At 68.6% G+C, this 21,314-nt stretch carries 18 protein-coding genes, 1 pseudogene and 2 riboswitches; of the genes and pseudogenes, 5 read left to right on the top strand and 14 right to left on the bottom strand.

The genetic code is table 11. The features are described from left to right. Positions 1-7: 7 nt before the first annotated feature. A complete protein-coding gene (locus tag MEU52_RS03315) occupies positions 8-1,018 on the bottom strand; it encodes a hypothetical protein (protein WP_238120156.1) in 1,011 nt (336 codons plus the stop codon). A gap of 233 nt (positions 1,019-1,251) precedes the next feature. Here MEU52_RS03315 and MEU52_RS03310 point away from each other — a divergent pair. The 4 genes and pseudogenes from MEU52_RS03310 to MEU52_RS03295 all read left to right on the top strand — a co-directional run bounded on the left by MEU52_RS03310 (position 1,252) and on the right by MEU52_RS03295 (position 4,601). After that, positions 1,252-2,288, top strand: a pseudogene (locus MEU52_RS03310) (TIM44-like domain-containing protein). A 96-nt stretch (positions 2,289-2,384) separates the two neighbouring features. Then, the gene (locus MEU52_RS03305) at positions 2,385-3,359 is read left to right on the top strand and encodes an ABC transporter ATP-binding protein (protein ID WP_238120157.1); all 975 of its coding nucleotides are present in this window, start codon (positions 2,385-2,387) and stop codon (positions 3,357-3,359) included. Further along, positions 3,356-4,117, top strand: coding sequence for an ABC transporter permease (locus MEU52_RS03300; protein ID WP_238120158.1), 762 nt, complete (start codon positions 3,356-3,358; stop codon positions 4,115-4,117). The genes MEU52_RS03305 and MEU52_RS03300 overlap by 4 nt, the downstream gene beginning before the upstream one ends. Positions 4,118-4,142: 25 nt before the next feature. After that, a complete protein-coding gene (locus MEU52_RS03295; protein ID WP_238120159.1) occupies positions 4,143-4,601 on the top strand; it encodes a carboxymuconolactone decarboxylase family protein in 459 nt (152 codons plus the stop codon). Between the two features lie 48 nt (positions 4,602-4,649). Here the strand turns inward: MEU52_RS03295 and MEU52_RS03290 are convergent, their stop codons facing one another. Continuing rightward, positions 4,650-6,128 (bottom strand): NAD-dependent succinate-semialdehyde dehydrogenase, encoded by a 1,479-nt coding sequence (locus tag MEU52_RS03290; RefSeq protein WP_273546042.1) that lies wholly within the window; start codon positions 6,126-6,128, stop codon positions 4,650-4,652. A gap of 131 nt (positions 6,129-6,259) precedes the next feature. Beyond that, positions 6,260-6,865 (bottom strand): SAM-dependent methyltransferase, encoded by a 606-nt coding sequence (locus tag MEU52_RS03285; RefSeq protein WP_238120160.1) that lies wholly within the window; start codon positions 6,863-6,865, stop codon positions 6,260-6,262. Between the two features lie 256 nt (positions 6,866-7,121). On the opposite strand from MEU52_RS03285, the gene MEU52_RS03280 reads away from it, so the two are divergent. Continuing rightward, the gene (locus tag MEU52_RS03280; RefSeq protein WP_238120161.1) at positions 7,122-7,346 is read left to right on the top strand and encodes a hypothetical protein; all 225 of its coding nucleotides are present in this window, start codon (positions 7,122-7,124) and stop codon (positions 7,344-7,346) included. A 244-nt stretch (positions 7,347-7,590) separates the two neighbouring features. On the opposite strand, the gene gcvPB is transcribed toward MEU52_RS03280, so the two are convergent. The 11 genes from gcvPB to ileS form a co-directional block, all read right to left on the bottom strand. Beyond that, positions 7,591-9,168, bottom strand: a complete 1,578-nt coding sequence (gene gcvPB, locus MEU52_RS03275) for an aminomethyl-transferring glycine dehydrogenase subunit GcvPB (protein WP_238120162.1) — start codon at positions 9,166-9,168, stop codon at positions 7,591-7,593. Next, positions 9,168-10,508: an aminomethyl-transferring glycine dehydrogenase subunit GcvPA gene (gene gcvPA, locus MEU52_RS03270; RefSeq protein WP_238120163.1), complete on the bottom strand. Its 1,341-nt coding sequence runs from the start codon at positions 10,506-10,508 to the stop codon at positions 9,168-9,170. Before gcvPA ends, gcvPB begins: the two co-directional genes overlap by 1 nt. 9 nt (positions 10,509-10,517) lie before the next feature. Beyond that, positions 10,518-10,991: an OsmC family protein gene (locus MEU52_RS03265; protein WP_238120164.1), complete on the bottom strand. Its 474-nt coding sequence runs from the start codon at positions 10,989-10,991 to the stop codon at positions 10,518-10,520. Between the two features lie 9 nt (positions 10,992-11,000). Further along, on the bottom strand, positions 11,001-11,375 hold the full coding sequence (gcvH, locus tag MEU52_RS03260) for a glycine cleavage system protein GcvH (RefSeq protein WP_238120165.1): 375 nt from the start codon (positions 11,373-11,375) through the stop codon (positions 11,001-11,003). 3 nt (positions 11,376-11,378) lie between these two features. Then, positions 11,379-12,551, bottom strand: a complete 1,173-nt coding sequence (gene gcvT / locus MEU52_RS03255; RefSeq protein ID WP_238120166.1) for a glycine cleavage system aminomethyltransferase GcvT — start codon at positions 12,549-12,551, stop codon at positions 11,379-11,381. A 58-nt stretch (positions 12,552-12,609) separates the two neighbouring features. Further along, positions 12,610-12,717, bottom strand: a riboswitch (glycine riboswitch). A 3-nt stretch (positions 12,718-12,720) separates the two neighbouring features. After that, a riboswitch (glycine riboswitch) is annotated at positions 12,721-12,827 on the bottom strand. Between the two features lie 156 nt (positions 12,828-12,983). Next, a complete protein-coding gene (locus MEU52_RS03250) occupies positions 12,984-13,835 on the bottom strand; it encodes a hypothetical protein (protein WP_238120167.1) in 852 nt (283 codons plus the stop codon). Between the two features lie 144 nt (positions 13,836-13,979). Continuing rightward, positions 13,980-15,275: a M16 family metallopeptidase gene (locus MEU52_RS03245; RefSeq protein ID WP_238120168.1), complete on the bottom strand. Its 1,296-nt coding sequence runs from the start codon at positions 15,273-15,275 to the stop codon at positions 13,980-13,982. Between the two features lie 80 nt (positions 15,276-15,355). Continuing rightward, on the bottom strand, positions 15,356-16,741 hold the full coding sequence (locus MEU52_RS03240; protein WP_238120305.1) for a M16 family metallopeptidase: 1,386 nt from the start codon (positions 16,739-16,741) through the stop codon (positions 15,356-15,358). Positions 16,742-16,943: 202 nt separating this feature from the next. Continuing rightward, on the bottom strand, positions 16,944-17,636 hold the full coding sequence (locus MEU52_RS03235) for a hypothetical protein (protein WP_238120169.1): 693 nt from the start codon (positions 17,634-17,636) through the stop codon (positions 16,944-16,946). Between the two features lie 80 nt (positions 17,637-17,716). After that, on the bottom strand, positions 17,717-18,235 hold the full coding sequence (gene lspA, locus MEU52_RS03230) for a signal peptidase II (protein ID WP_238120170.1): 519 nt from the start codon (positions 18,233-18,235) through the stop codon (positions 17,717-17,719). 17 nt (positions 18,236-18,252) lie between these two features. Next, entirely contained in the window at positions 18,253-21,258 is a 3,006-nt protein-coding gene (gene ileS / locus MEU52_RS03225; RefSeq protein WP_238120171.1) for an isoleucine--tRNA ligase, read from the bottom strand. Positions 21,259-21,314: the final 56 nt, after the last annotated feature.

Genomic DNA, 21,314 nt, shown 5'->3' with positions numbered 1-21,314 from the left:
CCGCCGCTCAGCCCCCGGCGAAGCCGGAGAAGACGAGATCCGGCGCCGTGGGCGCCGGACGGGTGGGCGTCAGGCGGCCCGCCCACAATAAAGTGACATCCGGCGTGTCGGTGAAGCTCATCACCGGCGCCTCGCCGAGCGGGGCCGATGTGCCCGTGCGCCAGGCCAGCCGCGTGATGTCCGCTTCCCCCTGCATCACATAATGGGCCCTGAGGGCCGCGAACGGCGCTGTCACCGGCTGCGCGAAGGTGGCGTCGAGGGCCAGACGCTGCCGGTCGGCGCCCGCCAGGGTCACTTGCGCGCTGCCGCCGTCCGCGAAGCGCAGGGTGAAGCCGCGTCCGTCCGGTGCGATGGCCACCGATGCCAGCTTCACCAGAACCTGCCGTTCCTGCGCCACCGGGCCGATCAGCACCGCCGCGCCAAAGGCGGTGTGGCCGAGGTGGGGCGGCGGCAGGGGACGCAGGCGCCAGGAGCCGTCACCGGGAAACAGGTCCAGCACCGGCACCACCGCGCCGTCGCGCTTGACGGCGAGCTCCACCCGGCCGAAGCCCTCGAACCTCTTGTCTCCCACCCGCACGGGAACCGTCGCCGGCCGCCAGAAATCCGGCGCCCCGTGGCCGCTCACCCGCAGCTCGGCGGTTTCCAGCAGCACCTGTCCATCCGCCCCCTGTGCCACCGGGGGCATCGGGGCGGCGGGATCGGTGGGACAGCCGAGATAGGACGGCACGTCCGCGTCGGAGGCCAGAGCCGTGGTGAAGGCGGGGTGGCGCGCCTCCACATGCAGCCGGCGCACCGCTTCCGAAACGAAGGTGAGAACCAGGTTCTCCGGCCCCGCGCAGCTCGGCGCCGTGCTCTGGTTGCGCACCAGCACGCCCAGGGCAGACGCCGCGCGCGGGCCGATGGATGGCTGGGCGCCGGCAGGCGTCGCCAGCACCGGGGCCATGAAGGGCGTGAACGGGGCGGCGAGCAGCGCTTTCAGCAGCGTGCGGCGCGGCGGGAGCGGAACGGGGGTGGGCATGCGAGGTCCCATGCAAGGTCCCATCCAAGGTCCCCGGGGCGGGGCCATGTGCGGTTCATTCTGGAAGGTCACGGCACAGTAGCAGCCGCGGCCAATTGACATCAAATGCCGAAAGCCCCCTCGCAATCGCTGACGCGGCTCCCCATATGCGTCATATTCCGTTGCGGAAAGGTGGTGCCGGCTTTTGGTATCACGGTAGCAACGTCATTTGGGATGGAGGGTTATCCGTGGGCATGAGGCCGGTTCTGGCGATGCTCGGCATCGTCGCCGCGTTGGGCGTTATGGTGGTGGACAGCGCCGAGGCGCGACGGGGCATGTCGGTGGGCAGCCGCGGCTCGCGCACCTATCAGGCACCCCCACGACCCAGACGGCGCCGACGCCCGCCGCGCCCATCCAGCGCTCCACCACGCCCCAGCCGGCGGCCTCGTCCACGCCCAATGCATCCGCCATGCGGCCGCAGGCGGCGCGGCCTTCCATGTTCGGCAGCGGCCTCGGCGGCAGCCTCATGCGCGGCCTGCTCATCGGCGGCCTCATCGGCATGCTCATGGGGCACGGCCTGGGTGGCCTTGCCGGCTTCCTCGGCCTGCTGCTGCAGGGCGCGCTGCTGGCGCTGGTGGTGATGCTGGTGCTGCGCTTCTTCCGCCGCCCGCAGCCGGCTCCCGCCGGCGCGACGGCCTATGGCCGCTCCGCCACCGGCCCGGCATCGGGCAACGGTGGCCCGCTCGGTGGCGCCTTGGGCGGTGCCCTGGGGGGCTCCCTCGGGGGGGCCATGGGGCGCGGAATGGGGAGCGGATTGGGGGGCGGGACCGGCACAGCCCAGCCTGCGGCCGCCGCCGCGCGCGGGCCGGTGGACGTGCTGGGCATCACGCCGGCGGATCTCGACACTTTCGAACGGCTGCTCCAGGAAGTCGAGACCGCTTTCGGCCGGGAAGACGCCGCGGCGCTCAAGGCGGTGACCACCCCGGAGGTGTTCGAGGCCATGGCCGAGGAATGGCGTGACAACGCTGCCCGCGGCGTGCGCAACGAAGTCTCCGACGTGAAGCTGCTGCAGGGCGACCTTGCCGAATCGTGGCGCGAGGGGTCCCTGGAATACGCTACCGTCGCCATGCGCTTCGAGAGCCGCGACGTGATGGTGGATCGCGCCACCGGTCGCTTCATCTCGGGTGATCGTGACCGGCCGGGTGAAGGCACCGAGGTCTGGACCTTCGTGCGCGAGGCGGGTGGCCCCTGGCGCCTGTCCGCCATGCAGGAGGCGCGCGCGGGGGCCTGAGGCTGCGGCGCAGGGATCCTGAACGGCTCCGTGCGCCGGCATCCCATCGCCGGCGGGGCTTCCCGCCGTCGACGGTCCGTGGTCTAACCGCGGACCATGATCGCTGCCCCCTCCGCTCCGCGCACAGCTGATCCGCCGGCTCCCGGCATCGTCAGCGTCCGCCATCTCTCCAAGACCTACGCCACCGGCCACAGCGCCCTGAAAGACATCACCCTCGACATCGTGCCGGGGGAGATCTTCGCATTGCTCGGCCCCAATGGCGCCGGCAAGACCACCCTCATCTCCACCATCTGCGGCCTGGTGAAGGCGACATCGGGCACCGTCCAGGTGGCCGGCCACGACATCGTCGTCGACTATCGCGCCGCCCGCGCCCGCATCGGCCTGGTGCCGCAGGAGCTGTCGACGGATTCCTTCGAGACCGTCTGGGCCACCGTGAGCTTCTCCCGTGGCCTGTTCGGCCGCAAGGCGAACCCCGCTTATATCGAGACCGTGCTGCGCAGCCTGTCTTTGTGGGAAAAGAAGGATGCCCGCATCATGACGCTCTCGGGCGGCATGAAGCGGCGTGTGCTCATCGCCAAGGCTTTGGCCCACGAGCCCGAGGTGCTGTTCCTGGACGAGCCCAGCGCCGGCGTCGACGTGGAACTGCGCCGCGACATGTGGCGGCTGGTGCGTCGGCTGAAAGAGCAAGGCGTCACCATCATCCTCACCACCCATTATATCGAGGAGGCCGAGGAGATGGCCGACCGGGTGGGGGTGATCAACCGGGGTGAGATCATCCTGGTGGAGGAGAAGGCCACCCTCATGCGCAAGCTGGGGCAAAAGCAGCTTCTCATCGAGCTGGCCGCGCCCCTCGCCGAGGTGCCCGAACTGCTGGCGCCCTATGGCCTCGTCCTGTCCGGCGACGGGCAGATGCTGACCTACAGCTATGGCAGCGCCGACCGGCCGGGCGAGGCGCCCATTGCCGCGCTGCTGGCGGACCTGTCCGCCCAGGGCATCGCCTTCAACGATCTGCGCACCGAGCAGAGCTCGCTGGAGGACATCTTCGTCAGCCTGGTGAGGCCCGCGTCGTGAATCTTCAAGCCATCAGCGCCATCTACCGGTTCGAGATGGCCCGCACCCTGCGCACTGTGCTGCAGAGCGTGGTCTCGCCGGTGATTTCCACCTCGCTCTATTTCGTGGTGTTCGGCTCCGCCATCGGCAGCCGCATGACCCAGGTGGAGCATGTGCCCTATGGGGCCTTCATCGTGCCGGGTCTCATGATGTTGACCCTGCTCACCCAATCCATCTCCAACGCCTCGTTCGCGATCTATTTCCCGCGCTTCTCGGGCACCATCTACGAGATCCTGTCGGCGCCGGTGTCGCCGTTCGAGATCGTGTGCGGCTATGTGGGGGCGTCGGCAACCAAATCGGTGGTGGTGGGGCTCATCATCCTTGGCACCGCCGCGCTGTTCGTGCCCATGGAGATCCGCCATCCGTTCTGGATGCTGGCGTTCCTGGTGCTCACCGCAGTGACCTTCTCGCTGTTCGGCTTCATCATCGGCATCTGGGCCGATGGCTTCGAGCGGCTGCAGCTCATTCCCATGCTGGTGGTGACACCCCTGACCTTCTTGGGCGGCACCTTCTATTCCCTGGATATGCTGCCGCCGCTGTGGCGCACCATCACCCTGTTCAACCCGGTGGTCTATCTGGTCTCCGGCTTCCGCTGGAGCTTCTTCGGCCTGTCGGATGTGGGAGTGGGCATCAGCTTCGGCATGACGCTGCTGTTCCTCGCCGCCTGCCTGTTCATTGTCAGCTGGATGTTCCGCACCGGCTATCGGCTCAAGAGCTGAGCGGCGCCATCGAAAGGGTCTCGCCATGAGCGAAAGTCTGCCCCGTCCCGATTACAAGAGCTTCATCGACAGCGCGCCCGACATTTATGCGGGCCTCGCCGCCCTCACCAAGGGGGTGGATGCCTCCGGCCTGGAGAAGGGTCTGACCGAGCTGGTCAAGGTGCGGGTGTCGCAGATCAACGGCTGCGCCTTCTGCCTCAAGTTCCATGTGGGTCTCGCCCGCAAGGTGGGAGTGAGCGGGCAGAAGCTCGATCTCGTCGCCGCCTGGCGTGATGCCGGCCTCTATTCGGAGCGCGAGAGCGCGGCCCTGGCCTGGGCCGAGGCGCTGACGGAGCTGGGTGAAGGCGCCGCCTCCGAAGCCGCCTGGGCGGCGCTGCGGGTGGTGTTCAGCGAGGCGGAGGCCACCTATCTCACGGTTTCCATCGCCACCATCAACGCCTGGAACCGCATCGGCGTCGGCCTCCGCTTCGCCCCGCCGGCGTGACGCAAAAAAAGCCCCCACCATGGGTGGGGGCTTTGATTCTGGCGGGGCTCAGATGCCGCCGACGCACACATACTTGATGTTGAGATAGTCGTCGCAGCCGTATTTGGAGCCCTCGCGGCCCATGCCGCTCTCCTTCACGCCGCCGAACGGGGCGACTTCGGTGGTGAGCACGCCGGCATTGACGCCCACCTGGCCATATTCCAGCTGCTCGGACACGCGGAAGGCGCGGCCGAGGTCCTTGGTGAAGAAATAGCAGGCGAGGCCGTATTCCGTGGCGTTGGCGTAGGAGACCGCCTCTTCCTCGGTCTCAAACTTGAACAGCGGCGCCAGCGGGCCGAAGATCTCATCGCGGGCGAACGCCATGTCCTGGGTGGCGCCGGTGAGCACCGTGGGCTCGAAGAAGGTGCCGCCCTGGGCCGGCTGCTGGCCGCCGGTGACGACCTTGGCGCCCTTGTCCAGGGCGTCCTTCAACAGCCGGTTCACCTTGGCGAGCGCCCGGTCGTCGATCAGCGGACCGGCGGTGACGCCCTCATCCAGGCCATTGCCGATCTTCAGCTTTTTGGCAGCCTCGGCGAATCTGGCGGCGAAGGCGTCATAAATGCCGGCCTGCACATAGAAGCGGTTGGCGCACACGCAGGTCTGGCCCACGTTGCGGAACTTGGAAGCAATGGCCTGCTCCACGGCGAGGTCGAGGTCGGCATCGTCGAACACCAGGAAGGGGGCGTTGCCGCCGAGCTCCATGGAGATCTTCTTCATGGTGTCCGCCGACTGCTTCATGAGCAGCTTGCCCACCGGGGTGGAGCCGGTGAACGTCACCTTCTTCACCAGCGGGTTGGCGGTCATTTCGGCGCCGATGGCCGGGGCATCGCCCACCACGATGTTGACGACGCCGGACGGAATGCCCGCCATCTCCGCCAGCACGCCCCAGGCCAGGCCCGAATAGGGGGTGAGCTCGGAGGGCTTCGCCACCACCGTGCAGCCCGCGGCCAGCGCCGCGCCGATCTTGCGCGAGAGCATGGAGGAGGGGAAGTTCCAGGGTGTCACGGCGGCGCAGACGCCCACCGGCTCCTTGGTCACCATGATGCGGCGGTTGGCCCAGGGGGAGGGGATGACATCGCCATAGATGCGCCGGGCTTCCTCGGCGAACCAGCGCACATAGGCGGCGGAGGCGCCGATTTCGCCACGGGCCTCGGCCAGCGGCTTGCCCTGCTCGGTGGTGAGCAGCACCGCCAGTTCCTCGGTATGGGCGATGATGAGGTCGGCCAGCTTGTGCAGCTTGGCGGCCCGCTCGGCGGCGGTCAGCGCCTTCCAGAGCCGGAAGGCGGCTGAGGCGGCCTCGATGGCGCGCCGGGTCTCGGCGGCGCCGGCCTTGGGGATGGAGCCGATGAGGGCGCCGGTGGCGGGATTGTGAACGGCGATGGTCGCGCCATCGTCCGCGTCCACCCATTGGCCGCCAATCAGCATTTTCTCGCGCAGAAGGGTGAAGGCGGGCGTGGGCGTGTGCGCAAGAGGCTGGGATGCGGCCATGACGGGCTCCTTGGGACGTTGCGGCGGCGCGGCAGGGCGCGCCCCGCTCATATAAGACGAAAGGCGCACGACGGGGAGGTGTTCGTGATGCACCGGCGTGGCGGCTATCGCGTCGCCGCTGGTGTCGGCGTTCAGGCCGGCTTGCGGGCCACCAGGTCCACCAGCGCCGACAGGCCGTTGTGGGCGGCGCCCTCGGCGATCTCGGCGTCGTAGCTCACCAGCTCCACGATCTCCAGGTCGGCAAAGGCATCGCGCAGCAGCTCTTCCGTATAAAGATTGTCGCGCTGACCCGGTCCGCCGGTGCGATACTCCAGCTGCTTGGGGCCATAGCCCTCCAGCAGGAGCAGGCCGCCGGGCTTGAGGGCGCGGCGAATGCCTTCGAACATCTTCGCCCGCGGCTCCGGGCCGAGAAACTGGATGAAGATGCCGGCAATCACGTCATAGGCGGCCTCGGGCCAGGTCCAATCGGCGAGGTCCACCAGCTCCAGCTCGAGGCTCACCCCCCGTTCGGCGGCGAGGCGGCGGGCCTTGTCCTGGGCGACGCTGGAGGCATCCACCGCATGCACCGAAAGGCCCTGCTCGGCTAGCCAGATGCCGTTGCGGCCTTCGCCGTCGGCAATGGCCAGGGCCCGGCCGCCGGCGGTGAGCCGCGGCGCCTGCCGGGCCAGAAACGCATTGGGGGCAACGCCGAAGAGATAATCCTCGCGCGTATAGCGTTCATTCCAGAATGCCGTCATATCCACTCTCACCTTCGCCCAACGTAACGCCCGCGGTGCGGGTGCGGCGTGCTCCGCGGCCCGAAACGGGAACGCGGTTCTGAGCCGTGTGGCTGCGGGTTGCAGCATCACACCGGTCGGCGGCACCTTAAGGGCGTTCGTGGCCGGCGCTGCCATCCTGGGGCGAGGTGACGCAGGGGTCGCTTTCCCTTGATCGAGGTCAAGCGAAAGTGATGTTTTGGAAATATATTGAGCGCTTCCAAGGAGGAGGTGTGCCGTGCTGAAAGTTGCAGTTCTCATCTGGTCGGTTCTGGCGGTGGCGTTTGCCGGCATTCTGGTGATGGTCGTGCTGAACGTTCCGACCCCGGCGCAGGAGGACATGCGGGCCATTCCAATCGCCGCGGCCATCGGCGCGGTGCTGGCGATTCCCGCTTCCATCTTCGTGGCCAAGCGCATCCTGGCCCTGACCGCCAAGCCCGGCAACGGGCCCCAGGGCAGCTGAGCGGGTGGGTCCCGTGTGTCGCGAGGCGCGGCACACGGTGAACGCCGGAGCGGCGCGGTCCGCCCTGTGCGCCGGTCGGCTTCGCACGGGTGTTCTCTCTCGCGGGTCTTGCCGCGGGCCCGGCGCGTTCGCCTGACGCCGTCCTATCCTCCTGACGGCCTGCACCAGTGTGAAACACAACGCCCCGGCCGGAGCTGATCCGACCGGGGCGTTTGCGTTTCAGGGGCTTGTCCGCGGGCCGGTGCTACTCCGCCGCGTCGGGCAGGGGCTCCGGTGCGGTCCAGCGCAGCACTGGGGCACGGGCGGCGCGGGTCTCGTCCAGCCGCCGACGCGGGGCATAGTGCGGCGCGCCGAGGAAGCGCTCGGTGTCTCCGGCCTTGGCCGCCATGGCGAGGTCTCGCAAGGCGGCGATGAACAGGTCGAGGGACGCCTTCGATTCGCTCTCGGTGGGCTCGATGAGCATGGCCCCGTGCACCACCAGCGGGAAATACACCGTCATCGGGTGATAGCCCTCGTCGATGAGTGCCTTCGCCACGTCCAAGGTGCTGATGCCGGTGCCGGCGAGCCAGGTGTCGTCGAACAGCGCCTCATGCATGGCCGGGCGCTCGGCGAACGGGGCCGAGAGCAGGTCCATGAGGCTGGCGCGCACGTAATTGGCGGCCAGCACCGCATCTTCCGACGCCTGGCGCATGCCGTCGGCGCCATGGGAGAGCATCCAGGCGAGAGCCCGCACGAACATGCCCATCTGCCCGTGGAATGCGCTCATGCGGCCGAGCGCCTGTTCTGCGCCGGTGTCGCCCCGCTCTTCCGCCAGGGTCAGGGTGCCGTCGGTCTCCACAAGGGCCGGCACCGGGGCGAACGGCGCCAGCGCCTGGGACAGCACCACCGGTCCGGCGCCGGGACCGCCGCCGCCGTGGGGTGTGGAGAAGGTCTTGTGCAGGTTGATGTGCATGGCATCGACCCCGAGGTCGGCCACCTTCACCTTGCCCAGGATGGCGTTGAAGTTCGCGCCGTCGCAGTAGAAATAGGCGCCCGCCGCGTGCACGGCGGCGGCGATCTCCACCACGTCCCGCTCGAACAGGCCGCAGGTGTTGGGGTTGGTGAGCATCAGCGCCGCGACTTCAGGGGAGAGCGCCGCGCGCACCGCCTCCGGGTCCACCGTGCCATCGGCACGGGCGGGGATGGCCCGCACCTCATAGCCGATGAGGGCGGCGGTGGCCGGGTTGGTGCCATGGGCGCTTTCGGGCACCAGCACCACATGGCGGCTGGAGCCCGCCGCCATGTGCGCGGCCTTGATGGCCATCATGCCGGTGAGCTCGCCATGGGCCCCGGCCTTGGGCGGCAGGGCCACCGCCGCCATGCCGGTGAGCGCCAGCAGATAGCGCGACAGCTCTGCCATGAGCGCCAGCGCCCCCTGCACGGTGGAGACCGGCTGCAGCGGGTGGATGTCGGCAAAGCCGGGCAGCCGCGCCATCTTTTCATTGAGGCGCGGGTTGTGCTTCATGGTGCACGAGCCGAGCGGGAAGAGGCCGCTGTCGATGCCGTAATTCATGCGCGACAGGCGCACGTAATGGCGCATGGCCTCCGGTTCGCTCAGCCCCGGCAGGCCGAGCGCGGCGGTGCGGCCGTGGCCGCCCAGGCGGTCGGCGCCGCCCTTGGGCGCGGGCAGGTCGACGCCGGACACTTCCGGGCGGCCCACCTCGAACAGCAGGCCTTCCTCGAGATCGAGGGCCCGGTTGCCGGTGAAGGTTTCGGGGGCAGGGGTGGGGGCAGGGGTGGAGAGGGGAGCGGGCGCGGTGGCGCCCCGGCCTTCGCGGTTCATCACAGCACCTCCTTGAGGGCCGCGGCGAACGCGGCGCGGTCCTCTGCGGTGGTCACCTCGGTGGCCGCCACCAGCAGCAAATTGTCGAGCCCCGCAGCCGGGGCGAGGCGGGCATAGGGCACGCCGGCCAGAATGCCCTTCCGCGCCAGCTCCTCCACCACATCCACCGCCGGGCGCGGCAGGCGCACGGTGAATTCGTTGAAGAAGCTGGTGTTGACGAGGCTCACGCCGGGCACTGCCGCGAGCTGTTCGGCGAGATCGCAGGCGGCTTCATGGTTGAGCCGGGCGAGCTTGGTGAGGCCCTGTTCGCCGAGCAGGGACATGTGGATGGTGAAGGCGAGCGCGCACAGCCCCGAATTGGTGCAGATGTTGGACGTCGCCTTCTCGCGGCGGATATGCTGCTCGCGGGTGGAGAGGGTGAGCACGAAGCCGCGCCGGCCCTCGGCATCCACCGTCTCGCCGGCGAGGCGGCCGGGCATCTGCCGCACATATTTCTGGCGGGTGGCGAACAGGCCCACATAGGGCCCGCCGAAATTGAGGGCGTTGCCGATGGACTGGCCCTCGCCCACCACGATGTCCGCGCCCTGGGCACCGGGGGGCTCCACCAGGCCGAGGGCGACCGCCTCGGTGAACACCGCCACCAGCAGCGCGCCGGCGGCATGGGCCGCTTCCGCGATGGGCTTCAGGTCCACCAGGTTGCCGAACACGTCCGGGCTCTGCACCACGATGCAGGAGGTGTCCTTGTCGATGCCGGCGATGAGGTCCTCGCCCCCCTCCGGCCGGGCCGGCAGTGCCGTGACCATGTCGTCCGCATAACGCGAGACGGTCTCGATGGTGGCGCGATACTGGGGATTGAGATTGCCCGCCAGCACCGCCTTGCGGCGGCGGGTGACCCGGTGGGCCATCAGCACCGCCTCGGCGGCGGCGGTGGAGCCGTCATACATGGAGGCGTTGGCCACCTCCATGGCGGTGAGGGCGGCCACCTGGGTCTGGAACTCGAACAGATATTGCAGCGTGCCCTGGGCGATCTCGGGCTGATAGGGCGTGTAGGAGGTGAGGAACTCCGAGCGCTGGATCAGGTGATCGACGGTGGCGGGCACATGGTGGCGATAGGCGCCGGCGCCCAGGAAGAAGGGCACGGAGCCGGCCGTCATGTTGCGCCCGGCAAGGCGCGCCAGCTGCCGTTCCACCTCCAGCTCACCCTTGGCGGGCGGCAGGTCGGGCAAAGCGCTCATGCGCTTGTCGGCGGGAATATCGACGAACAGGTCGTCGACGGTGGGAACGCCGATGCGCGCCAGCATCTCGGCGCGGTCCTCGGCGGTGAGGGGAAGATAACGCATGGGGGTCCCTCAGGCCTTCACGACGCGCGGAAGGATGACCATCTCGGCGCGCAGGGAATGGGCCACGTAGCATTCCGCATGTGCCTTGTGGTGGATGGCGGCGAGCTCTTCCTCGGTGGGGATTGTCTCGCCGGAAACCGTCATCACCGGAGTGAGGGTGACGCGGGACAGGAACAGCTTGCCGGCGGCGTTGGGGGTCAATTCTCCCACGGCCGCATCCTCATAGCTGTCCACGGTGAGCCCGGCCTTGCGGGCGAAATCGAGGGCGAACAGCATGTGGCAGCTGGAGGCGGCCGCCACCAGCGCCTCCTCCGGATCCACCGCGTCCTCGCGGGAGAGGGGCAGCCGCACCGAGGAGGGCGCGGAGGAGCCAGGCACCTCCAGCCCATCGAACGCCCACACATGGGCGCGGGAGTAACGGCCGTCGGTGAAGACGGCGCCGTCCCGGCTCCACCTTATGGTGGCATGGAAATCATGTGCCATGGGGGCGCCTCAGAGGGTTTCGAGGAAGGCCTTGTAGGCGGCCTCGTCCATCAGGGTGTCGAGCTCGGCGGGGTTGGTGATCTTGAGCTTAAGGAACCAGCCCGAGCCTTCCGGCTCTTCGTTCACCAGGGCCGGATTGCCTTCCAGCTCGGTGTTGACCTCCACCACCTCGCCGGAAACCGGGGCATAGACCTCACTCGCCGCCTTCACGCTCTCCACCACCGCGGCTTCCTTGCCCAGGGCCACGGTCTTGCCCACCTCGGGCAGCTCCACGAACACCACGTCGCCGAGCTGGCTCTGGGCATAGGCGGAAATGCCCACCACCCCGGTGTCGCCCTCGACGCGCACATATTCATGGTCCTTGCTGTAACGCACGCTGCTCATGGCTCAGGCCCCCACGGGATTGGCTTTGGCGGCGCGGGCATAGCGCGCCGGAATGAAGGGAAGGGTGGTGACGGTGGCGGCAAGCGGCTTGCCGCGCATTAGGAGGTGAAGGGCGGTGCCGGGCGCCGCGAGGGCGGGGGGCACATAGCCCATGGCGATGGGCGCGTTCAGGCTCGGGGCGAAGCCGCCGGAGGTGACGATGCCCACCACCGCGCCGTCATGGACGATCTCGGCGCCTTCACGGGCGGGGGCGCGGCCTTCCAACTTCAGGCCCACCCGCACCCGGCTCGGTCCTTCGGCCAGCTCTTGTTGGATGCGCGCGGCGCCGGGGAAGCCGCCCTCGGTGCGGCGGCGCTTCTGGATCGACCACACCAGGGCGGCTTCCACCGGCGAGGTGGTGGTGTCGATGTCATGGCCGTAGAGGCACAGGCCCGCTTCCAGGCGCAGGCTGTCGCGGGCGCCAAGGCCGATGGGCTTCACCTCCGGCTCGCCGAGGAGCGCGGTCCAGATGGCGGGGGCGTCCCCCTCCGCCATGGAGATCTCGAAGCCGTCCTCGCCGGTATAGCCGGAACGGGAGATGTGCACCGGCAGACCGTCGAACCGGGCGGGGGTCGCCGTCATGAAGGCGAGGCCTTCCGCCTCAGCGCAATGGCGCGCCAGCGCGATGACCGCCTCTGGCCCCTGGATGGCGATGAGCGCCCGATCCGGCTGCGGCGTCAGCCGCACGTTCTCGGGCAGGTGGCGGGCGATGTGGGCGAAATCGGCGGCCTTGCCGGCGGCATTCACCACCAGCAGCAGCCGGCCGTCCTCTGCCGGATCCACCGGTCGGGTGACCATCAGATCGTCAAGGATGCCGCCGGCGTCGTCCAGCAGCTGGGAATAGCGCTGCTGGCCGGGCTTCAGATTGAGGATGTCCGCCGGCAGCAGGGCTTCCAGGGCGCGGGCGGTGGTGGCGTGATCGGGCCCCTCCAGCAGGGCCTGACCCATGTGGGAGACATCAAACAGGCCCGCATGGGCGCGCGTCCAATGGTGCTCGGCGAGGATGCCATCGGGATATTGCACCGGCATCTCATAGCCGGCGAACGGCACGATGCGGGCCCCGAGGGCGACATGGGCCGCGAACAGCGGCGTGGTATGGAGAAGGGTTTTTATGAACGGATCGACGGCGTCTGTCATCGCAGCTCCTGAGCAGGGCGCCAAAACTCAGAACCCGTGAAGGTTCCAGCGGCGCCCCCTCTGTCTGCGAGACCTGAGAGATTTCACCGTGCCGTGTGGACCGGCGCGGCTTACTCCTTCGGTGAGCCGGCGCCTCTTCACGAGGCCCCAAGGCTGCTTTCCAGAGCGTCGTCCCCCTGCGGTCCTTTGGCCTGAGCGGTTCCGGGGCGGTTGCGCCTTCGGCGCCGGCGTCGCATCCGTTTGAACGGTGCAGCCGGTCTCTCCCGCAGGGATCATCCGAAACGATGCCCGGCGATGCGGCGTAAAGCACGAATCCGCAGGGTCAGCGTATCGGCGGTGACAATAGGCAATCGGCAGCGGGCGTCAACTGCTGGCTGACACCCGCCCACGCTTTCCGCCGTCGCGCCCGACGGCGGCCCCGCTGGGGGCGACTCAGTTCGGCGGCGGATCGAAGGCGTTGCCCGACGGCGGCGCGGTGAAGCCGCCGCCGCTGCTGCTGGTGCCACTGGTGCTGGTGGGGCCGGAGGGCGGCGGTCCGAACACGTCATCGGCCGGCGGGCCGCGATCGGGCTTGGGGGTGGTCGCCCGCGTGCTCGCGGCGGGCGCGCTGGCCTCCGGCTTGGGCTGGGCGGGCGCGGCCGGGCGGGTGCGGCGCGGCCGGCTGGCAGCCGGCGCCGGCTTTTCGCCCTGCGCGTCATAACCCACGTAGATCACGTAGCGCTCAAGCTCGTCTACCTTGGGAAGGGGGAAGGAGAGCTGGTCCTCGATCACCGTGTAGGGCGCCTGTTGCTGGCCCTGTGCCACCTGAACCGGCACCTTGAAGAATTTGGTGGTGATGGTCTTCGGGGTGGGGCCTTCCTCGACCACGGCGATCCGCACCGGCACGTTGATGGTGCCGGGGGTGCCCTTCTCGCCAAGGATCACCCGTCCCTCGATGCCCACCTTCACGGTCATGGTCTGGCCGGCGATGGCGCATTCCCGCGCCAGCTGGCCCACATTGCCCTGGTAGCGCAGGCCGTTGGCATCGCCCACCTGCCACACGCCGGCGCCGGTGCGCACGGTCACGGAGGGGCAGCTGTAGGTGACCGCGTCGGCGCCGGTCCCCACGGTGAGGGAGGGAGTGGCCGCGCTGGACACGCCGGCGGCGCGACCGGTGGCCACGCCGGTATCCTGGGCGCCGAAGGCTCCATCCAGGTTCTCGCCTGCGGCGCATCCCGCCATTGCCAGCGCCAATGCCATGCCGGCAATGCTGCGTGCGGAGGTGGCTGCTTGCGCAAGAGCCATGTTGCTCAACTCCTTGGCCTGCCCTGATCGGGCGAGGTTATAGCAAAGCGGCGGCGCAGCGGCACCGCCTGGCGGCGGAATTCCCGCCACGGGTCTTGAAAAGCCGACGGCATGGTGAACCGCGCCGGCGGTACCGGCCCGCGCTCAGCCGCCGGAGAGGCCGACCGGCTTGCCCACCACCACCACCAGCGCCTTGCGGGCATCGGCCAGGCGGCCGGCCACGCGCTTGATGTCGTCGAGGGTCACCGCCTCCACCAGCGCGTTGCGGCGGTCGATATAATCAATGCCGAGCTTGTCGAGCTGGATCTGCAGCAGCTGTCCCGCCACCTTGGAGGAGGTGTCGAAGCGCAGGGCATAGCTTCCGGTCAGGTAGCTCTTGGCCTCGGCCAGCTCCTCGGCGGTCGGGCCGTGATCGAGGATGCGCTGGAACTCGGAGGTGATGAGCGAGATGGATTCGGCCGCCCGCTCGTTCTTGGTGGCGGTGCCGGCGAACCACAGGCCCACATGATCGAGGGCCACCTGGTAGGAATAGACGGAATAGGCGAGCCCGCGGGCTTCCCGCACTTCCTTGAACAGGCGTGAGGAGAAGGCACTGCCGCCGAGAATGTGGTTGAGGACGTAGGCGGCCATGAAGTCCGGGTCCTGGCGCTCCAGGCCCACGGTGCCCATCACCACCACCGACTGCGGCACGTTGAGCGGCACGATGTCGACGGTGCCGAGATGCTGCGGCGTGACGTTGGCGATGGGCGCGAGCTCGGCGGCTTCCGGCAGGGCACCGAACACCGCATCCAGCCGCCGGCCCAGCTCCTCGGCGGTGATGTCGCCCACCACCGCCACCCGCAGGTTGGAGCGCGCCAGGGTCTTGTGAGCGAACTGAACGATGTCGGCCCGGGTGAGGGTGGGCACGCTCTCCAGGGTGCCGTCCACCGGCCGGCCATAGGGATGGCCGGGGAAGGCGCGGGCATACCAGCGCTCGTTGGCGATGGCGTTGGGTTCGGTGGAGCGGCGGCGCAGGGAGGCCATCAGCGCCGCCCGCACCCGCTCGATCGCCTCGTCATCGAAGCGTGGGGCATTCACCGACAGGCGCAGCAGGTCGAACGCCACATCCGCGTTCTCGGACAGGGTGCGCAGAGAGCCGCGCATGTCGTCGCGGCCGGCATCGAAATGCAGCTCCACCGCGTGGTCGGCCAGCTTGCGCTGGAACGCCTGGGCGTCGAGATCGCCGGCGCCCTCGTCCAGCAGTGCCGCTGTAAGGTTGGCGAGGCCCATCTTCTGCGGGCCGTCCTGGGCGGCGCCGCCGAGGAAAGCGAACTCCATGGCAATCAGCGGCAAAGTGGTGTCGTGCACCAGCCAGGCCTTGATGCCGCCGGGGCTCGTCACCTCGGTGATGCGGCTGGACTGGGCCTGGGCCGCGGGCGTGGAAATGAGGGAGAGAGCCATCGTCACCATCATGAAAAAAAGCCAACCGGCGCTCGAAAAAGGCCGGCCGGCGGTCTGGCCGGCAGTGGTGGAAGCGCCCGTCACGAGCGATCCCCCGCCTTGCCCGGGCCGGCGGGGGCGTCAGCGGCGGCGGCCGGAGCCGGCTTGAGCTGTCCCGTCACGGCGCGATTGGTCGTGAGATAGCGCTTTGCGGCGGCCTGGACATCGGCTGCGGAAACCGCCTTCACCCGCTCCGGCCAGGCGCGCACCGCGTCGGCGCTCATGCCGGTGGCCCAGGCGGCGCCATAGATGCGGGCGAGGGTGGCCTGATTGTCCTGGGCATAGACCATGTCGGCGGTCAGCCGGGTCTTGGCGCGCGCCAGCTCCAGATCGTCCACGCCCTTTTCGGCCACTTCGGCGATCACCGCGTCGATGGCCGCTTCCAGGGCCTCCAGCGTCACCTCCGGGCGCGGGGTGCCGTAGACGACGAAGCGGGTCGCATCATAGGCGGTGCCTTGATACCAGGCGCCGGTGCCGGCTGCGAGGCCCTTCTCCACCGCGAGGGTGCGGTAGAGGCGGCCGGTCTGACCGCCGCCGAGAATCTGCGCCAGCACTTCCAGCGCTTCCGCCTCGCCGGGGGCGGCGGTGCGGTCGGATGGCACCAGATAGGAGCGCTGCACGCTCGGCTGGGCCACCCGGGCATCGGCCAGGGAGACCCGGCGCTCGGCTTCCGGCTCCGGTTCCTGCGGGCGGTTGCGGGGCGGCGTGTCGGCGCGGGCGACCTTGCCATAGGTCTTCTCGGCCAGCGCGCGCACCTCGTTCGGGTCCACGTCGCCCGCCACCACCAGCAGCGCGTTGTTGGGGGCGTAATAGCGCTGATAGAAGGCGAGGGCGTCCTCGCGGTTCAGCTGCTTGATCTCGTGTTCCCAGCCGATGATGGGGTGCTGGTAGGGGTGGTTGACGTAGCTGGTGGCCTGCATGATCTCGCCCAGCCGGGCGCTGGGCTCGTTGTCGGTGCGCATGCGGCGCTCTTCCAGCACCACGTCGCGCTCCGGCAGCACCACCTCGTCGGAAAGCTTGAGCCCGGTCATGCGATCGGCCTCGAAGCCCATCACCTTTTCCAGGTGTTCCTTGGCCACCCGCTGGAAATAGGCGGTGTAGTCGTGGGAGGTGAAGGCATTTTCCTGGCCGCCCAGGCGCGCCACCTCGGCCGAGAACTCACCCTGGGGGTGGGCCTCTGTGCCCTTGAACATCAGGTGCTCGAGAAAATGGGCGATGCCCGATTTGCCGGGCTGCTCGTCGGCCGACCCCACCTTGTACCACACCATGTGGGTCACCACCGGGGTGCGGTGGTCGGGGATCACCATGACCTCGAGGCCATTGTCGAGCTTGAATTGGGAAATATCGGGCCCGGCCGCAGCGGCGGAACGGGACGCGAGCGCGGCCGCGCTCGCGGCAAGAATGGCAACCATGGCGATATGGCTCATCTTCACGTGAAGGATCTTCCGACATTGCACGCGCCCGCAGGCACGCTCGTCAAGGATAGATAGGGCGTCGCGGCCCCGGGGCCAGGGGCCGGTCGGCGATTTGAAGGGTTCCAGCGCGCCACATGGTCATGCGCGCACAGGGCATCGTCGCCCGCCGCCGGGGCGCGGGGCCGCAGGCCACCCGGTCCGGTGCCCCGGGCCGTCAGTTCTTCTGCTGGTCCTGCCGATCGAAATAGTTCGGCAGCTTGAAGGGCTCGTTCTTCTTCTCGACCACGCCATAGGGGGCGTTCGGCGCCGGGGTCTGGTAGCCCGCGGGCGGCTGCAGCAGGGTTTCCCGCTCCGGCTCGCCGTTGAAGGTCAGCGGCTTTTCCTGGGCGAATCCCAAGCCGCTGGCCCAGCCGGTGAACCCCAGCTCGCTTGGAGAAACGACGTCGCGGGTGCTGTCGCCAGGGGTGCCGGTGTTCGGCTGGTTGATCACGCCGAGAATCTTCTTTCGGCCGCGTCCCAGCTCGGACGGCATCAGCGGCCGGCCGGGATCATCGCGGGTGACCGGGGCATTGGCGGCCTCCGCCTCACGCTTGCGGCGCGCCACGTCGGGATCGTTCGGCCAGGCGGGATTGTTGCGATAGGCCTGCTGCTCCGGGGTAGGCAACTGCTCGGTGGCGGCCGCGGGAGGCACCACCAGCGGCGCGCGCTCGCGATAGTCGATCTCCGGCTTCGGCTTTTCTTCCTTGAGGCCGAACAGCTCCATGGCGCTGTCCAGAGGGTTGGGCGTGAATTCGTCGCTTTGGGCGGCCGCCGGGCGGGGGGCCAGCGGACCGGCCATCACCGCACCGAGTGCCGCGGCACCGCAGAGCAGCTTGAAAGGCAGGCGCGTGGCAGCGGAACGGGACATGGATCTCACTCGGGTCGCGACGGCGGGTCGGGATGTCGGGCACAGGCGCATGATGCTCCCTCCGTGGCTCGCGCTCGGTTTCAGGATTTCGGCGACATTGGCGTCGCTGAGGGCGGCGTTTTTGAGGCACGCCCAAAAAACGCATCGTACAACAGTAGCGCAACACCGACGACCACCGCCACATCGGCGATGTTGAACACATACCAGCGGTAGCCGAAGGCGTGCAGCGAGATGAAGTCGAACACCGCCCCATAGACCACCCGGTCCACCGCATTGCCCAGCGCACCGCCGATCAGCAGGCCGAGGGCCAGGGCCTCCAGGGTGCGATGGGAGCGGGTGAGCCAGACGGTGAACAACAGCGCCGCCACCACTTTCACCCCCACTAGCACCCAGCGCCCGGTGTCGCCCTGCTGGAACAGGCCATAGCTGATGCCGCGATTCCACAGCGCCACCACGTCCATGAATGGGGCGACGGGGTAGAGCGCCGGCCCCATGTCCTGGGTGAAGCCCATCACCCAGGTCTTCGACACCTGATCGGCCACCAGCACCAGCAAGGCGACCAGCAGTCCGAGAATGATGCGGTTGGAGGCGCGGGTCATGGACAGGGCTCCTCGGCCTATCGGGCGTAGAATTCCCGCAGCGCCGCCGCATCGCGCGGGGTCACATCGGGAAATTCGGGATCGGCGCCCACCTCGGGAGAGATCTTCCACGAGCGGGCGCACTTGCGGCCCTCGGCCCGGGCCGGCACTACGGCGACGCCGGGCACCTCCGGCAGCCGGAACGCCTCGGCGGGGCCTTCACCGCGGATCAGGGTCGCCGCGGAGGTGATGCAGATTTCCGCAAGATCGAGCCCGGCAAAGGCATCGGCCAGCGCCTCGTCGGTCACATAGACCTCGGGCGCCGCCTCCAGGGACGAGCCCATGCGCTTTTGCGCCCGCTCCACCTCCAGCGCGCCCAGCACCACCCGGCGCACCAGCCGCACCTTGCGCCACTGCTCCGCCAGGGCCGGATCACGCCAGCTCTCTGGCGTTTCGGGGAAGGTGAGCAGATGCACCGAGCCCTCTTCATCCCCGGTGCGGGCGATGAACGCCTCTTCCGTGGTGAAGGGCATGATGGGCGCGAGCCAGGTGACGAGCCGGTTGAAGGTCTCGTCCAGCACCGTCAGGCAGGCCTTGCGGGTGAGTGAGGACAACGGATCGCAATAGAGCGCGTCCTTGCGCACGTCGAAATAGAAGGCCGACAGCTCGATGTTCATGAACTGGGTGAGCAGCGCATGCACCTTCTTGTAATCGAAGGCGCGGTAGGCGGCGCGGATCTCCCCATCGAGCTCGCTGAGGCGGTTGAGGATAAAACGCTCCAGCGACGGCATCTCGGCAAACGCCACCCGCTCGTCCGGCCGGTAATGGTGCAGCGAGCCCAAAAGCCAGCGCAGGGTGTTGCGCAGCTTGCGATAGGTGTCGGCGGTGGTCTTCAGGATCTCCGGGCCGATGCGCAGATCGTCCGAATAGTCGGAAGCGCACACCCACAGGCGCAGGATGTCGGCGCCGGAGGCCTTGATGACCTCCTGCGGGGCGGTGACGTTGCCCAGGGACTTGGACATCTTGCGCCCGTCCTCGTCGAGCACGAAGCCGTGGGTCAACACTGCATCATAGGGCGGGCGGCCGCGGGTGCCGCAGCTCTCGAGCAGCGAGGAATGGAACCAGCCGCGATGCTGGTCCGAGCCTTCCAGATACATCACCCGGTCATCGCCCTCCGGCGGCCGCACCGCCTTCAGGTCCGGGCGCACCTCCAGGGTGAAGGTGTGGGTGGAGCCGCTGTCGAACCACACGTCGAGCACGTCGTTGACCTTGACCCAGCTTTCATCCGCGCGTTCGCCCAGGAAGCGGGCGCTGGCCCCCTCCTTGAACCAGGCGTCGGCGCCCTCCGCCTCGAACGCTTCGGCGATGCGGGCGTTGACGGCGGGATCGCGCAGGATCTCCACCGCCCCGTCGCCCTTCTCCTTGACGAACACGGCAATGGGCACGCCCCAGGCGCGCTGGCGCGACACCACCCAGTCGGGCCGGTTGGCGATCATGCCGGTGATGCGGTTCTCACCCGCCGCCGGCACCCATTCCACGGTCTTGATGCCGGCCAGCGCCCGCTCGCGCAGGGTGTCGGGCACGTTGCCGTTGAGGGTGGCCGGGCGGACCGCCGCGGTGCCGTCACCCTTGCGGATGTCCTGGTCCATGGCGATGAACCATTGGGGCGTGTTGCGGAAGATGACCGGCTTCTTGGAGCGCCAGGAATGGGGATACTGGTGCTTCACCCGCCCGCGCGCGAGCAGGTTGCCGGCCGCCACCAGGGCCTCGATGACGGCGCCATTGGCGTCGCCCTTCTCGCCCTTCTCGGTGATGACGCGCTTGCCGGCAAAGCCGGGCGCCTGGGCGGTGTAGAAGCTGTCCTCATCCACTGTATAGGGGATGGCGGGGTTGATGCCGCGCTCCTCCAGCCAGCGGCGATGGGCCACCCAGGCCTCGAAGTCTTCGCGGCCGTGCCCCGGGGCCGTGTGGACGAAGCCGGTGCCGGCGTCGTCCGTGACGTGGTCGGACTCGATAAGCGGCACCTTGAAGTCATAGCCGCCAAGGCCGAGCTGAGCGAGCGGGTGGAAGCATACGAGCTCCGCCAGTTCCCGCGGTTCCAGCGCGCGCTCCTTGGTGAACCCGGTGACGCGGGCCTGCCGGAAGACGTCCTCTGCCAAGGTGTCGGAGAGGATCAGCCGGTCGCCGACCTTGGCCCAATTGTCGGCGGGGGCCTCGGTCACCTCATAAACGCCATAGGCGATCTTGGAAGAATAGGAGATGGCCCGGTTGCCAGGCATGGTCCAGGGGGTGGTGGTCCAGATCACCACACAGGCGCCGCCGAGGTCATCCTTGACGCCGGACATCACCGGGAACTTCACCCATACGGTGTCGCTGGTGAAGTCGTGGTATTCCACCTCGGCCTCGGCCAAGGCGGTCTTTTCCACCACCGACCACATCACCGGCTTGGAGCCGCGATAGAGCAGGCCGTTTTCCGCGAACTTCATGATCTCGCGGGCGATCTGCGCCTCGGCGGCGAACGCCATGGTGGTGTAGGGGTGATCCCAGTCGCCTTCCACGCCGAGCCGCTTGAACTCCTCGCGCTGGGTGTCCAGCCAGTGCTGGGCGAAGGCGCGGCATTCCTGGCGGAAGGCCACCATGGCTTCGGCATCGGAGAAGTCCGGCTTGGCCTTGCCCTTCTTGCGGTAGTTCTCTTCCTCGATCTTCCATTCGATGGGCAGGCCGTGGCAGTCCCAGCCGGGCACATAGTTGGAATCGTGGCCCAGCATCTGCTGGGAGCGGGTCACCACGTCCTTCAGGATCTTGTTCAGCGCGTGGCCGATGTGGATGTTGCCGTTGGCATAGGGCGGGCCGTCGTGCAGCACGAAACGCGGGCGGCCGCGCCCCACCTCGCGCAGGCGGGAATAGAGGCCGAGGCGCTTCCAGCGCTCCAGCAGCTCCGGCTCCTTCTTCGGCAGGCCGCCGCGCATGGGGAATTCGGTTTCCGGCAGCAGCAGCGTCTTGGAATAGTCGGCGGCTGCGGTCTTGTCGGTGGTGTCGGTCATGAAAGGCTCGGAAAATCAGGGCCGTCAGGCGGCCGGAAGGGCGATGCGAAAACGTC

This window comes from Xanthobacter sp. NM-25, from assembly GCF_022138605.1.
In the GTDB taxonomy this organism is placed as follows: Bacteria; Pseudomonadota; Alphaproteobacteria; order Rhizobiales; family Xanthobacteraceae; genus Xanthobacter.
The sequence above is the reverse complement of the archived record's forward strand: the minus strand, read 5'-3'. Positions and strand labels throughout refer to the sequence as shown.

Bases quoted from the DNA above. Each gene is read 5' to 3' on its own strand.
- MEU52_RS03290 (WP_273546042.1), bottom strand. From the start codon at position 6,128: ATGGCCGCATCCCAGCCTCTTGCGCACACGCCCACGCCCGCCTTCACC.
- gcvT (WP_238120166.1), bottom strand. From the start codon at position 12,551: ATGACAGACGCCGTCGATCCGTTCATAAAAACCCTTCTCCATACCACG.
- ileS (WP_238120171.1), bottom strand. From the start codon at position 21,258: ATGACCGACACCACCGACAAGACCGCAGCCGCCGACTATTCCAAGACG.
- gcvPB (WP_238120162.1), bottom strand. From the start codon at position 9,168: ATGAACCGCGAAGGCCGGGGCGCCACCGCGCCCGCTCCCCTCTCCACC.
- gcvH (WP_238120165.1), bottom strand. From the start codon at position 11,375: ATGAGCAGCGTGCGTTACAGCAAGGACCATGAATATGTGCGCGTCGAG.
- MEU52_RS03305 (WP_238120157.1), top strand. From the start codon at position 2,385: ATGATCGCTGCCCCCTCCGCTCCGCGCACAGCTGATCCGCCGGCTCCC.
- MEU52_RS03285 (WP_238120160.1), bottom strand. From the start codon at position 6,865: ATGACGGCATTCTGGAATGAACGCTATACGCGCGAGGATTATCTCTTC.
- MEU52_RS03315 (WP_238120156.1), bottom strand. From the start codon at position 1,018: ATGCCCACCCCCGTTCCGCTCCCGCCGCGCCGCACGCTGCTGAAAGCG.
- MEU52_RS03295 (WP_238120159.1), top strand. From the start codon at position 4,143: ATGAGCGAAAGTCTGCCCCGTCCCGATTACAAGAGCTTCATCGACAGC.
- MEU52_RS03265 (WP_238120164.1), bottom strand. From the start codon at position 10,991: ATGGCACATGATTTCCATGCCACCATAAGGTGGAGCCGGGACGGCGCC.
- MEU52_RS03235 (WP_238120169.1), bottom strand. From the start codon at position 17,636: ATGTCCCGTTCCGCTGCCACGCGCCTGCCTTTCAAGCTGCTCTGCGGT.
- MEU52_RS03240 (WP_238120305.1), bottom strand. From the start codon at position 16,741: ATGAGCCATATCGCCATGGTTGCCATTCTTGCCGCGAGCGCGGCCGCG.
- MEU52_RS03250 (WP_238120167.1), bottom strand. From the start codon at position 13,835: ATGGCTCTTGCGCAAGCAGCCACCTCCGCACGCAGCATTGCCGGCATG.
- gcvPA (WP_238120163.1), bottom strand. From the start codon at position 10,508: ATGCGTTATCTTCCCCTCACCGCCGAGGACCGCGCCGAGATGCTGGCG.
- lspA (WP_238120170.1), bottom strand. From the start codon at position 18,235: ATGACCCGCGCCTCCAACCGCATCATTCTCGGACTGCTGGTCGCCTTG.
- MEU52_RS03245 (WP_238120168.1), bottom strand. From the start codon at position 15,275: ATGGCTCTCTCCCTCATTTCCACGCCCGCGGCCCAGGCCCAGTCCAGC.